Source organism: Streptomyces caeni (assembly GCF_042678285.1).
GTDB lineage: Bacteria > Actinomycetota > Actinomycetes > Streptomycetales > Streptomycetaceae > Streptomyces > Streptomyces caeni.
Genome location: NZ_JBHUDX010000024.1, coordinates 1 through 12443, shown reverse-complemented (window position 1 = coordinate 12443; position 12443 = coordinate 1). Strand labels below are relative to the sequence as shown.

General features: G+C 74.0%; 11 protein-coding genes and 1 riboswitch. Of the genes, 5 read left to right on the top strand and 6 right to left on the bottom strand.

Annotated features, from left to right (window positions below; all coding sequences use genetic code 11):
- Window positions 1-6: 6 nt before the first annotated feature.
- From ACFSL4_RS09910 to thiO, 5 genes are all read right to left on the bottom strand, one after another.
- Window positions 7-906, bottom strand: coding sequence for a deoxyribonuclease IV (locus ACFSL4_RS09910; protein ID WP_381080711.1), 900 nt, complete (start codon window positions 904-906; stop codon window positions 7-9).
- A 58-nt stretch (window positions 907-964) separates the two neighbouring features.
- Entirely contained in the window at window positions 965-2878 is a 1914-nt protein-coding gene (gene pknB, locus ACFSL4_RS09905) for a Stk1 family PASTA domain-containing Ser/Thr kinase (protein ID WP_381080709.1), read from the bottom strand.
- A gap of 184 nt (window positions 2879-3062) precedes the next feature.
- A complete protein-coding gene (locus ACFSL4_RS09900) occupies window positions 3063-3857 on the bottom strand; it encodes a thiazole synthase (protein WP_381080707.1) in 795 nt (264 codons plus the stop codon).
- A 3-nt stretch (window positions 3858-3860) separates the two neighbouring features.
- Window positions 3861-4061 carry a sulfur carrier protein ThiS gene (gene thiS / locus ACFSL4_RS09895; RefSeq protein WP_381080705.1) on the bottom strand — a complete coding sequence of 67 codons (201 nt, stop codon included), beginning with the start codon at window positions 4059-4061 and terminating at the stop codon, window positions 3861-3863.
- Window positions 4058-5236, bottom strand: coding sequence for a glycine oxidase ThiO (thiO, locus tag ACFSL4_RS09890; protein ID WP_381080703.1), 1179 nt, complete (start codon window positions 5234-5236; stop codon window positions 4058-4060). Before thiO ends, thiS begins: the two co-directional genes overlap by 4 nt.
- A riboswitch (TPP riboswitch) is annotated at window positions 5234-5347 on the bottom strand. Its footprint overlaps the gene before it by 3 nt.
- Before the next feature lie 137 nt (window positions 5348-5484).
- Between thiO and ACFSL4_RS09885 the strand changes: the two genes are divergently transcribed.
- The 5 genes from ACFSL4_RS09885 (at window position 5485) to ACFSL4_RS09865 (ending at window position 10348) form a co-directional block, all read left to right on the top strand.
- Entirely contained in the window at window positions 5485-6711 is a 1227-nt protein-coding gene (locus ACFSL4_RS09885; protein ID WP_381080701.1) for an NAD(P)/FAD-dependent oxidoreductase, read from the top strand.
- A gap of 433 nt (window positions 6712-7144) precedes the next feature.
- Window positions 7145-7510, top strand: a complete 366-nt coding sequence (locus ACFSL4_RS09880; RefSeq protein WP_381080699.1) for an Rv2175c family DNA-binding protein — start codon at window positions 7145-7147, stop codon at window positions 7508-7510.
- A 105-nt stretch (window positions 7511-7615) separates the two neighbouring features.
- Window positions 7616-8266 (top strand): thiamine phosphate synthase, encoded by a 651-nt coding sequence (gene thiE / locus ACFSL4_RS09875; RefSeq protein ID WP_381080697.1) that lies wholly within the window; start codon window positions 7616-7618, stop codon window positions 8264-8266.
- A gap of 151 nt (window positions 8267-8417) precedes the next feature.
- Complete coding sequence (metF, locus tag ACFSL4_RS09870) at window positions 8418-9341, top strand: methylenetetrahydrofolate reductase [NAD(P)H] (protein ID WP_381080695.1); 924 nt, start codon at window positions 8418-8420, stop codon at window positions 9339-9341.
- Between the two features lie 56 nt (window positions 9342-9397).
- A complete protein-coding gene (locus ACFSL4_RS09865) occupies window positions 9398-10348 on the top strand; it encodes an SCO2102 family sporulation regulator (protein ID WP_381080693.1) in 951 nt (316 codons plus the stop codon).
- Between the two features lie 28 nt (window positions 10349-10376).
- On the opposite strand, the gene ACFSL4_RS09860 is transcribed toward ACFSL4_RS09865, so the two are convergent.
- Window positions 10377-11903 carry a phytoene desaturase family protein gene (locus tag ACFSL4_RS09860; RefSeq protein ID WP_381080691.1) on the bottom strand — a complete coding sequence of 509 codons (1527 nt, stop codon included), beginning with the start codon at window positions 11901-11903 and terminating at the stop codon, window positions 10377-10379.
- Window positions 11904-12443: the final 540 nt, after the last annotated feature.

Below are 12443 nucleotides of genomic sequence, written 5' to 3'. Positions count from 1 at the left end.
CCCGCGTCAGCCGTGCCGGAGTTTCTTCAGCCGCTCCACGTCCGCCGCGTGCCCCTCCTTCCGGCCGGGCGTCTCGATGATCAGCGGCACGCCCGCGGTGGCCGGGTGGCTCATCAGCGCACGGAACGGGGCCTCGCCGATGTGGCCGGAGCCGATGTTCGCGTGGCGGTCCCGGCGGGCGCCCACCACGTCCTGGGAGTCGTTGGCGTGGATCAGCCCGAGCCGTCCCTCGCCGACGGTGTCCACCAGCAGGTCCAACGTCCGGTGCATGCCGTCCGGCCCGGTCAGATCGTGCCCGGCGGCGAAGACATGGCAGGTGTCGAGACACACGCCGAGCATGGGGTGCGCGTCCAGCGCCTCGAAGTAGGGCCCGAAGTCCCAGGTGCGCGAGCACAGCGAGGCACCCTGGCCCGCGGTCGACTCCAGCAGCAGGCGGGGGTCGTCGTCATGCGTCAGCTCCTCCAGCAGCGGCAGGACGAGCTCGCGCACCTGCTTCAGCGCCACGGCCCGCGTCCGGCCGCCGGTGGCGCTGCCGGTGTGCACCACCACGCCCAGCGCCCCGATCTCCCGGCCCCGCCGCAGCGAGTGCCGCAGGGACTCCACGGACAGCTCCGCGGTCGCCTCGGTGTGCGAGCCGAAGTTGATCAGATACGGCGCGTGGACGTACACCGGGACCGACTGCGCGGCACACGCGGCGCGGAACGCCTCGTCCTGCCGCGGATTGCCGGCGGGCGTCGCCCAGCCGCGCGGATTGGCGACGAAGACCTGCACGGCCTCGGCCTCGATGTCACGCGCGTAGACCATTCCGACGGAGTGGAGGCCGCCGGCCACGGGAACATGGCTGCCGATGGGGTTGCGCGGGACGCCGGACGCGCCGCGGGTGGTACGGGACCGCTGGGTGCTCACCCCCCAAGGGTGGCACGTGGCCCCGGGCATCCCGCCGGCCGGTCCGCGGCGCCGCCCGTCAGCGGATCCTGATCGTGATCGTCGACCCCTTCGGCGCCTTGTCGCCGCCCTTCACCGACTGTCTCTTCACCGTGTCACCGAACAGGCCCAGCAGGCCCCGGTCCTCCTCGACCGCGAAGCCGGCGGCCTCCAGGGCCTTCTTCGCGTCGTCGACCTTGTCGCCGACCACGTCCGGCACCTCGACCATCTCGCGGCCCTTGGAGACCGTCAGCGTCACCGTGTCGCCCTCGGCGGCCTCCTTGCCCGCGTCCGGCGTCTGCCGGGCGACCTGTCCGGCGTCGAACTCCGACGTGATCTGCGTGTCGGCGATCTTCACGTTCAGGCCCGCACCCCGCAGCTCAGCCGTGGCGTCCGCGACGGACGAGCCGGTGACGTCGGGCACCTCCACGGGGCTGCCCCTGCTGACGGTGAGCGCGATGGCCGAACCGCTGTGGCGCTCGGTGCCCGCGCCCGGCTCCGTGCCGATCACGAAGCCCCTGGGCACGTCCTCGCTGAGCGCCCGCGTGACCATGCCCGCTACCAGGCCGTCCTGCTTCAGCAGGGCCCGCGCCTTGTCCAGCCGGTAACCCTTCAGATCGGGCACCTTCACGGTCTCGGGGCCGTCCGAGACGGTCAGCGTCACCCCGTCGTGGGAGCGGATCCGGGCGCCCGCAGCCGGGTCGCTGCTGATCACCGTGCCGCGCTTCACCGTGTCGCTGAAGGCGTGCTTGACCTGTTTGACCTCCAGCCCCGCCTGCTGCAGCCGCGCCCGCGCCTGGGCCTCGGTCTTCGCGAGCAGCGGGGGGACCTCGGTGAACTGGCCCGAGTTGACGTACCAGACGCCCGCCCCCACGCCGAACACCACCAGCACGGCCAGGACGAGTGCGAGCAGCCCCCGCCGGGGGCGTCCGCGCCGCGCCGGCGGCTGTGCCGGCGGGGTCTCCAGCCGGCTGGTCCGGTCGAGCGGGGCGTCCTCGGGCTCGCCGACCGGGTTGACCGGCAGCAGCCGCGGGATCACGCTCGTGCGGTCCTCGGCGTTGTCGTGGTCCGGGGCGACGGCCTGCGGTGGTACGGCGTCCAGTTGCCCGGCGGTGAGCGCGCTGCGGGCCTGCAGCACCTGGCCGAGCAGGGCCACCGCGTCCTCCGGGCGCAGCCGCGGGTCGCGCGCCGTCGCCGAGGCGACCAGCTCGTCGAGTTCACAGGCCAGCCCCGGTACGGCGGCCGACGGCGGCGGCACGTCCTCGTGCAGATGCCGGTAGAGCACCTGGGCGGGGGAGTCGCCCTGGTGCGGCTTCGCGCCGGTGAGCATCTCGTGGAGGACGACCCCGCACGCGTACACGTCGACCCGGGGGTCCGCCGTGCCGCTCTCAATCTGCTCCGGGGCGAGGTACGAGACCGTGCCCAGAACGGCACCCGTCGTGTTCGTGACCGTGTCCACGGCCCGGACAAGACCGAAGTCGGCCACCTTCACCCGGCCGTCGTCCCCTATCAGGACGTTCTCCGGCTTCATGTCACGGTGCACGAACCCGGCGCGGTGCGCGGCGCCCAGCGCGGCCAGCACCGGCTCCAGGATGTCCAGGGCGGCGCGCGGCTGCAGCGCCCCGCGCTCCCGCAGCACGTCACGCAGGGTGCACCCGGCGACGTACTCCATGGCGAGATAGACGTACGATCCGTCGGCGCCCTGGTCGAAGACCTGCACCACGTTCGGGTGGGCGAGCCGGGCCACCGACTTGGCCTCGCGTATGAAGCGCTCGACGAACGAACCGTCGGCGGCCAGCGCCGGGTGCATCACCTTGAGCGCGAGGACACGGTCGAGGCGGGTGTCCACGGCCCGGTAGACCGTGGCCATCCCGCCGACCGCGATCCGCGCGTCGACGCGATAACGGCCGTCGAGCACCCGCCCGACGAGAGGGTCCTGAAGGGTCGTATCCACGCAGGTGAGTGTACGAGGACCCACTGTCGGCCCCGGCCGTTCCGCCGAACCGGGGCACGACTGCAGCCGACCTGTGACGCACGCCGCGCCCGTGCGCACCCGCCTGGCGCGCGGGGCGGGACTTCGCGCCCGGCCGGCTCTGCTGCACGGGCCGGGTCCGGCGCGGGCGGTGTGCCCGGCCGGTTCAGAAGGCGGGCCGCTCCGGGTCCAGGCGGCCCATGCCCTCCGTCGGCGACGACGCCTGGGCGAAGTGGCGCCGCGGGATGCGGCCCGCCCGCCGTGCCAGCCGGCCCGCCTCCACCGCGTGCCGCATGGCCTCCGCCATCAGCACCGGCTCCTGCGCCCGGGTCACGGCCGAGGCGAGCATCACACCCGCACAGCCCAGCTCCATCGCCAGCGCGACGTCCGACGCCGTACCCGCGCCCGCGTCCAGGATGACCGGCACGCGCGCGTGCTCCACGATCAGCTGGAAGTTGTGCGGGTTGCGGATGCCGAGCCCCGAGCCGATCGGCGAGCCGAGCGGCATGATCGCGGCGCAGCCCGCATCCTCCAGCCTGCGCGCGAGCACGGGGTCGTCGTTCGTGTACGGCAGCACCGTGAAGCCCTCGTCGACCAGCGTCTCGGCCGCCTCCAGCAGTTCGATCGGGTCGGGCAGCAGGGTCCGCTCGTCGGCGATGACCTCCAGCTTCACGAGATCCGTGCCCAGTGCCTCGCGCGCCAGGCGGGCGGTCAGCACGGCCTCGCCCGCGGTGAAGCAGCCCGCCGTGTTGGGCAGCACCCGGATGCCCAGCTTGTCGAGCACGGACAGCACCGAGCCGTGCACCGAGGCGTCCACGCGGCGCATCGCCACGGTCGTCAGCTCCGTACCGGAGGCCGCCAGGGCCCGTTCCAGCACATCGAGGCTGGGCGCACCCCCGGTGCCCATGATCAGCCGCGATGAGAGGGTCGTACCACCGAGGACGAAGGGGTCGTCGGCCATGGGTCAGCCTCCTTGGACGGCGGTGAGGACCTCGACGCGGTCCCCCTCGTGGAGGGACGTCGACGACCACTGCCCGCGTGGGACGACGGTTTCGTTGACGGCGGCGGCCACGCCGGAGGGCGCCGTCGTGAGGGTCTGCACGACCGCGTCGAGCGCGGTGCCCGGAGCCACCCGCCGGGGCTCCCCGTTGACCGAGATGTTCATGCGGGCTGCTCCGTGAGCGTGGCGGCGAAGCGCCCGGGGGTGAAGGGGCGGGCGGCGGCCGGAAGGTCGCCGGTGGTCAGGACGTGTGCCATGACGTCGCCGGTGACCGGCGTCAGCAGGACGCCGTTGCGGTGGTGGCCGGTGGCCAGCAGCAGGCCGTCAAGAGCGCTCGGGCCGAGCAGCGGCGCGTTGTCCGGGGAGGCCGGGCGCAGCCCCGCCCGGGTCTCGGCGAGCGGCAGCTCGGTGATCCCCGGCATCAGCTCGTGCGCGTCCCGCAGCAGCTCGTACACCCCGCCCGCGGTGACCGTCGTGTCCCAGCCCAGTTCCTCGCTGGTCGCCCCGATGACCAGCTCGCCGTTCTCGCGCGGCACCAGATACAGCGGGCCGCCGCGGACGACGGCCCGCACGGTGCGGCTCAGGAAGGGCGCGTACCGCTTCGGCACGGTCAGCCGCACCACCTGCCCCTTCACCGGGCGCACGGGCGGCACCACCTCGTCGGGGACGCCCGCGAGACGCCCGCTGAGGCTGCCCGCGGCCAGGACGACCTGCCCCGCGGCGAGGTCGGTGCCGTCGGCCGTCCTGACCCCGCGGGCCCGCTCCCGCGCCACCGAGAGCCGCTCCGCCCACGCCCGGTGGAAGACCACCCCGGCGCGCTCGCAGGCAGTCACCAGGGCCGCGGCGAGCCGGCGCGGGTCGATCTGGTGGTCGCCGTCGACCCTGAGCCCGCCGCGCACACCAGGCGCGAGCATGGGCTCCAGCCGGCGGCACTCCCGCCCGCTCAGCCACTCCGACTCCAGGCCGGACTGCTGCTGCAGCGCGTGCAGTTCGCGCAGCTGGGCCCGGTCGTCGGCGTCGAGCGCGACGGCGAGTGTGCCGCAGCGGCGGTAACCGAGGTCCAGGCCGGCGGCCTCGGTCAGCTCGGCGGCGAAGTCCGGGTAGCGGCGCGCGGACTCCAGATTGAGGCCGAGCAGCGTCTGCTCGCCGTAGTGCAGTTCGGTGACGGCGGCGAGCATCCCGGCGGCCACCCGGGCCGCTCCGCCGCCCGGCTCGGGATCCACCACCGCCGTGGCCAACCCGTGCTGCGCCGCCCGCCAGGCGGTCACGAGCCCGATGATCCCGCCCCCGATGACGAGGACGTCCGACACGGTCGACACGTCGTCCGATGTACGCGACATGGGCGTCCAGCCCCTCCCTTCGCCGGCATGACCCGGATCAGGTTCGTACGGTCGGAGGCCGCCCCAGCCTCCCTCTCAGCCCGGTGCGTCCGGGCTCCCGCGAGTGCTTACGGGGCCACCCTAGCCCGTGCCGTATGCCTCGGTAAGGGAGCCTCCGCCCCGGCGGCCGCGGGCCGGGCGGCGGCTGTGGAACACATCACCCGGCACGCACGCTGACTGACAAATCGTCAGGTGACTATGGTGATCAGGTGAGCGATCAGACGCAGCAACGGGACGGTGCGGTCCGGCATGTCGTCGTGGTGGGCGCGGGCATGGCCGGGGTGCAGACCGCGGTCGCCCTGCGGGAACAGGGCTTCACCGGCGAGGTGACGCTGATCGGCGCGGAGCCGCACCAGCCGTACGACCGGCCGCCGCTGTCGAAGGCCGTCCTGCTCGGCAAGGCCGAGGGTTCCGCCTTCGAGGTCGACTTCGAGGCCCTGGGCATCGAACTCCGGCTGGGCCGCGAAGTGCTCGGCGTACGCCCCGGCGACCATGAGCTGGACACCGCGCAGGGCCCCGTCCCGTACGACGTCCTGGTCGTCGCCACCGGAGCGGAACCGATCCGGCTGCCGGGCGCGGAGGGCGTCCCCGGTGTGCATCTGCTGCGCACCCTGGACGACGCCGAGCGGCTGCGGCCGGTCCTCGCGCGCCGGCACGACATCGTCGTCGTGGGCGCGGGCTGGATCGGTGCCGAGTTCGCCACCGCCGCGCGCGAGGCGGGCTGCGCGGTGACCGTGGTGGAGGCGGCGGACCGGCCGCTCGCGGGGGCGCTGCCCGCCGAGGTGTCCGCCCCGATGGCGGCCTGGTACGCCGACAGCGGGGCCGAGCTGCGCACCGGCGCGCGCGTGGAGCGCGTCGAGCCGGGGGCCGTGGTGCTCGACGACGGCTCGCGGGTGCCCGCGGACGCGGTGGTCGTGGGCATCGGAGCGCGTCCGGCCACCGCGTGGCTCGCCGGCTCGGGCATCGCCCTGGGCGTCCACGGAGAGGTGCTGGCCGACGAACACCTGCGCGCCTCGGAGCCGGACGTGTACGCGGTCGGCGACTGCGCGTCCTTTCCGTCGGGGCGGTACGAGGAGCGGCTCCTCGTGCACCACTGGGACAACGCCCTGCAGGGGCCGCGGGCGGTCGCCGCGAACATCGTCGGGGAGGCCCCGGTGGCGTACGACCCGGTGCCCTACTTCTGGTCGGAGCAGTTCGGCCGCTTCGTCCAGTACGTGGGCCACCACGCGTCCGCCGACACGACGGTGTGGCGCGGGGACCCGGAGGGCGCCGCGTGGACGGTGTGCTGGCTGCGGTCCGGCCGCCTGGTGGGTCTCCTGGCTGTGGGCCGCCCCAGGGACCTCGCCCAGGGCCGCCGCCTGATCGAGTCCGGCGTGCCGATGAACCCGGACGTGCTGTCGGACCCGTCCCGCCCCCTGAAGGAGGCCACGGCGTAGTCGCCTCCGGCCCCTTCCCCGGTACCTCGCCGCACGGCCGGGCGGGGCGGTCCTCTGTGTTGCGGCGGCCTGTCCGGGTCCGGGTTCGGGCGTGCGCCGCGGCTGTATGCGGGCGGTGCTCCGGCCCGGGGTGTGCTGAGTGGGGGCGGGTCTGCGGGCTCTCCGGCACCCGCCGCGCGCCCGGGTGCGGCGGTCTTTTGGCTCACCGGCGGCCGTCCGGGCGCGGAGGCCCGCGGCGCATGCGCGGCAGCCGTGCGGCCGGCGCGGGTGCCGCCCGGTGGCACGTTTCCGCTCCCGCTCCCGCGCAGGCGCGCCGACGTGCCGGGGCGGCGTCCCCCCGCCGGAGGCAACCGGCCCCCGGTCGGAGGCAACCGGCCCCCGGTCGGAGGCGCCCCGCTTCCGACTGTCAGTCCGGGATGGCACGCTTGATCCCGTGACCGAGATTGACGCAAAGATCGATGCTCTCGTCCCCGCCTGGCTCACCCTCCCCGACATCGCGGAAATGCTCGGTGTCGAGGTGACCCGCGTGCGGCAGCTGGTCAAGGAGGGCCAGCTCATCGCCGTACGCCGTGGTGAGAACCGCGCGCTGCACGTCCCCGCCGCCTTCATCGACGGGGACAAGGTCGTCAAGGGCCTCTCCGGCACCCTGACGCTCCTGCGGGACGACGGTTTCACGGTCGAAGAGATGCTGGAGTGGCTGTTCACCCCCGACCCGACCCTGCCCGGCACCCCCGCGCAGGCGCTCAGCGAGAATCGCGGCACGGAGGTGAAGCGCCGCGCCCAGGCGCTCGCCGTCTGAGCAAGGAACAACCATCCGGCGTACGGGCCGCGGTCCCGGGCCACGGCCCCGGGCCGCTCGCGCCCGCCGCGGCCCGTACGCCACCGACCACGGGGGGACCCCACCGTGCCCGAGACCGCCCGCACCACCCGGCTCGCCGACGCCCGCGTCTACCTGTGCACGGACGCCCGCAAGCGCCAGGGCGACCTCGCCGAGTTCCTGGACGCGGTCCTCGCCGGCGGCGTCGACATCGTGCAGCTGCGCGACAAGGGCATGGAGGCCGCCGAGGAGCTGGAGCACCTCCAGGTCTTCGCCGACGCCTGCGCACGCCACGGCAGACTGCTGGCGGTGAACGACCGCGCGGACGTCGCCCACGCCGCCGCCTCCGACGTGCTGCACCTCGGCCAGGGCGACCTCCCCGTGCCCGCGGCCCGTGCCGTCCTCGGTGACGACGTCCTCATAGGCCGCTCCACGCATTCGGAGGCGGAGGCCGGGGCCGCCGCCGTCCAGGAGGGCGTGGACTACTTCTGCACGGGCCCCTGCTGGCCCACCCCCACCAAACCCGGCCGCCCGGCCCCCGGCCTCGGCCTGGTCCGCCACACCGCCGCGCTCCGCACGGACCGGCCCTGGTTCGCCATCGGCGGCATCGACCTCGGGAACCTCGACGAGGTCCTGGAGGCCGGTGCCCGCCGCGTGGTCGTGGTGCGCGCGATCACCGAGGCGGACGACCCGGGCGCGGTGGCGGCCGAGTTCGCCAAGCGGCTGCGCACGCTCTAGGGCCGCGGAAACCCTCTGGTGGGGCCGCGGAAACCCTCCGGGGCGGTCCGCGGGGGGCCGGAGTGTCCGACAGCTGGACAACAAATCGACAATTCGGGCAAATTTCCTGCGCCTGGTTGGGGGACCGCCGCCCCCTGGTTAACCTGCGAGTATGGCCTTCGGAACCGCATCCACCAGGACTGATCGCGCACGGACGGTGCGCGACATCCTCGCCGCCGGCAAGATGACGTACTCGTTCGAATTCTCGGCGCCGAAGACCCCCAAGGGCGTGCGGAACCTGTGGAGCGCGCTTCGGAGGGTCGAGGCGGTGGCCCCGGACTTCGTCTCCGTGACCTACGGCGCGGGCGGCTCCACCCGCGCGGGCACGGTCAAGGAGACCCAGCAGATCGTCGCCGACACGACGCTCACCCCGGTCGCCCACCTCACCGCCGTGAACCACTCCGTCGCCGAACTGCGCAACATCATCGGCCAGTACGCCGACGCCGGGATCCGCAATATGCTCGCCGTGCGCGGCGACCCGCCCGGCGACCCCATGGGCGAGTGGGTGCCGCACCCCAAGGGCCTGACCTACGCCGGCGAACTCGTCCGGCTCATCAAGGAGTCCGGCGACTTCTGCGTCGGCGTCGCGGCCTTCCCCGAGATGCATCCCCGTTCCAGCGACTGGGAGACCGACGTCGCGCACTTCGTCGACAAGTGCCGGGCCGGCGCCGACTACGCAATCACGCAGATGTTCTTCCAGCCGGAGTCGTATCTGCGTCTGCGTGACCGGGTCGAGGCGGCAGGCTGCGCCACCCCGGTCATCCCCGAGGTCATGCCCGTCACCAGCGTGCGGATGCTGGAGCGTCTGCCACAGCTCAGCAACGCGGCCATCCCCTCCCGTCTGAAAGAGCGGATCCTCGCGGCGAAGGACGATCCGGCGGCTGTACGCTCGATCGGGATCGAGTTCGCCACGGAGTTCTGCGCGAGGCTGTTGGCAGAGGGAGCGCCCGGACTGCACTTCATTACACTCAACAACTCCACGGCGACACTGGAAATCTACGAAAATCTAGGTCTGCACCATCCGCAGCGGGCCTAGACCGGTCGCACCGCCGTACGACACACTGCGTAGCGGTCACTGGGAGAGGGGCGTACATGGGCTGGACGGTCCTCTACATCGCGTTCGGCATCGTCGCGCTGTGGCTGCTCGGCGAAGTGCTGCTGCAGTACAAGGCGCGCCTTCGCTGGCGGCTGCTCGCATTCGGGGGTTTCCTCGGCGTCGTGCTCGGCGTGCTGATCCCGTCCGTGGTGGTCATCGGCCTGGGCGCGGCCGCGTTCGCGGTCGGGCAGACCTACGTCACACTGTCGTTCCGGCGCGGCTTCGCGGCAGGCTGGGCGGTCGGCAACCGCCCGCGTGAGGGCGAAGACGGCGGCAGCAAGCGCCGCCGGGGTGAGGCCGCGCGCCAGGAACCGGCGACGGACGCCCACGAGGCCGGGTCGGCGGCCGACGGGACGTACGGGCAGGACGACGGGTACGACGACGACCGCGACGATGTCTTCACCCGCCCGCAGCCGCCCGCGGAGAACGCGGCCGAGGCGACCGCCGTCTACGAGCCGCAGCCGCTGCCCGAAGACACCGGTTCCTACGGCGTCTACAGCGACGCGGCGTACGAGGCCGGGGCCGGGGCCGACCCGTCCTACGCCGCCTCCGCCGACCCCTCCTACGCGGGCTCCGGCGAGACCCAGGACCAGCAGGCCTACGCGTACGACGGCTACCCCGGCTACGGCCAGCAGCAGTACGGCTACGACAACGGCCAGCAGCAGTACGACGGCTACTCCGACCCGTACCCCGGCACGCAGACCTACGGCGGCGGCTCCTACGACACCGCGTACGGCGGCGAGCAGCAGTACGGGCAGCAGGCGTACGGCCAGGACCAGTACGCCACCGGCGCGTACGGCGAGACCCCGCCCGGCGGTGTGTGGGTTCCCCAACAGCGCACCGCGGACGACGCGTTCGGCGGCGAACTGCCGCCGGAGCAGCCCTACCCCTACCAGGGCAACGGCACGGCGCAGGGCAACGGCTACGACGAGCAGTACCGCTTCTGACCGGTCACGGGCGGCAGCACCGGATCCCTCACTGCGATCCCCGGAAGTCCGGCCCCTCCACGATGAGCCCGGCGACCAGGGCGCCCGACATGCCGGCGTGCGGCAGACCGCCACCGGGGTGGGACCAGCCGCCGACCGTGAACAGTCCGGGCACACGGGTGCTGTTGGACGGGTGCAGCAGACGCCCGCCGCCCGCGGCCAGCGCCGGCGCGGGGATCGCGCCGCCGGGTGCGCCGGTGTCCTCGGCGATGTCGGCCGGTGTACGCACCTCGTGCCACAGGACGCGTTCGCGCAGGCCGGGTATCGCACGCGTGGCGGCGTCCAGGACGCGGCCGACGTCGCCCTCGGACACCCTCGCGCCGGAGGGGACCGTGACCGTCAGCGTGACCGCCTCGTGCCCCGCGTCCGGCACCAGCGCCGGGTCGTCCGGGCGTAGTACGGTCACCGTCGGTGCGGGCGCCGGCCCCGCGGGTTCGCCGAAGAGCCGCTCCAACTCGCCCTCGCGGTCGGCCGTGTGGATCACCGTACGGTGCGCGGTGCCCTCCGGTCGGCCACCGCGCAGCGCCAGCAGCACGGTCAGCCGGCTGGGCAGCCCCTGCCGCGGCCTGACCTCGTCCGCACCCCGCGCGCCCGCCGTCCCCGGGAGCACACGGTCCAGCACGGCGGGCGCCACCCCGGACACCACCAGGTCCGCCTCCACCACCGACCCTCTCCCGGAGCCGGGCGCCCCGCAGACGTCCCCGGCCAGCTCGACCCCGGCCACCCGGCCGTCCTTCTCGAGGATCCCGGTGACCTCGGCGCCGAACACGAACTCCACCTTCCGGGCCACGCACCGCTCGTACACGGCACGCGCCAGCTCCCGCATCCCGCCGCCCACGCGCCAGGTGCCGAACGCGTGCTCCAGGTAGGGCAGCACGGCCGCGCTCGCGGGAGTGGCCCGGGGGTCCAGGCCGTACGCCAGCGCATGGCTCTCCAGGAGGGCCGTCAGCCGTGGGTCGCGCAGCTCCCAGGCGCCGACCTCGGCGAGCGTGCCGGCCCGCCGGGTGCGCAGCAGCCGCTTGTGCGGCACCGCCGGGTACGGCTCGCGCTCGGCAAGCACCTGCCAGTTCGGCCACAGGGGCTCCTCCAGGAGCGGCCTGCGCGCGCGGTCCCATGCCTCGCGGGCCCGCACCAGGAAGTCGCCCCAGCGCCCCCCGGCCCCGCCGCCGAGCGCTCCGTCCAGCGCGGACACCACGCCGGCGCGCGACACGTTCGGCAGCGAGACCTCCGTGCCGTCCGCGAAGACGTGCCGAGAGGAGGGGTCCACCTGAACCAGCTCGACGCACTCCTCCAGGGGCTGCTTCCCGGTCTTGACGAACAGATCGCGGTAGACCGCGGGCAGCGGCAGCAGGCCCGGCCCGGTGTCGAAGGAGAAGCCGTCCCGGGCGAAACGGCGCAGCGCGCCGCCGTACGTCTCCGTGCGCTCGTAGATCACCACCCGGTGGCCCGCGACGGCCAGCCGGGCGGCGGCCGCCATCGCGCCCATCCCGGCGCCGATCACCGCAATCCGTGCCATGACCGCGACCTTATCGGCCCTCGCCGACAATCCGGACGCGGGGCGGTGACCAGCGCCTGCGACGTATCCGGGGGTGTACGGCACTCCGGGGCGGCCCCGGCCGCCCCGGTCCGGGCGAGCAGGGGAGCGCACGCCGTCCCCACCGGGCCGGGGAGGCGGCGCACTGGGGGTGAGCGCCCAGGGCTGAGTATCCGTACCTAGCCGGTGAGATGAGTACGCGGGCGGATGGGCTCCGACCTGCGCGAACGGAAGAGTGGAGGCACGGAAAGGGGCGCGGCTCCGGTACCGCCGACACGGGGCGGCGGAACGGCGCCCGCCCTTGGCCGCTCCTTCCGCCGGCACGGCTCGGCGGAAGCGAGACACGGGGGGGGCCGGGGGACGACCGAACGGGGGCCCGACGGGGGAGAACGGGGGCACGGCAGAGCGCCGGTCCGGGGCGGTCCGCGAGAGCGCGGACACACCGGACCGGCGCTTTCTCGCTCCTAGCTTGACGTTTAACCTCGCAGGTCACCCGACCTGCTGATCTGCGGTTCTTTCCGG

Bases quoted from the DNA above. Each gene is read 5' to 3' on its own strand.
- thiO (WP_381080703.1), bottom strand. From the start codon at position 5,236: ATGTCGCGTACATCGGACGACGTGTCGACCGTGTCGGACGTCCTCGTC.
- ACFSL4_RS09900 (WP_381080707.1), bottom strand. From the start codon at position 3,857: ATGGCCGACGACCCCTTCGTCCTCGGTGGTACGACCCTCTCATCGCGG.
- ACFSL4_RS09860 (WP_381080691.1), bottom strand. From the start codon at position 11,903: ATGGCACGGATTGCGGTGATCGGCGCCGGGATGGGCGCGATGGCGGCC.
- thiS (WP_381080705.1), bottom strand. From the start codon at position 4,061: ATGAACATCTCGGTCAACGGGGAGCCCCGGCGGGTGGCTCCGGGCACC.
- metF (WP_381080695.1), top strand. From the start codon at position 8,418: ATGGCCTTCGGAACCGCATCCACCAGGACTGATCGCGCACGGACGGTG.
- ACFSL4_RS09865 (WP_381080693.1), top strand. From the start codon at position 9,398: ATGGGCTGGACGGTCCTCTACATCGCGTTCGGCATCGTCGCGCTGTGG.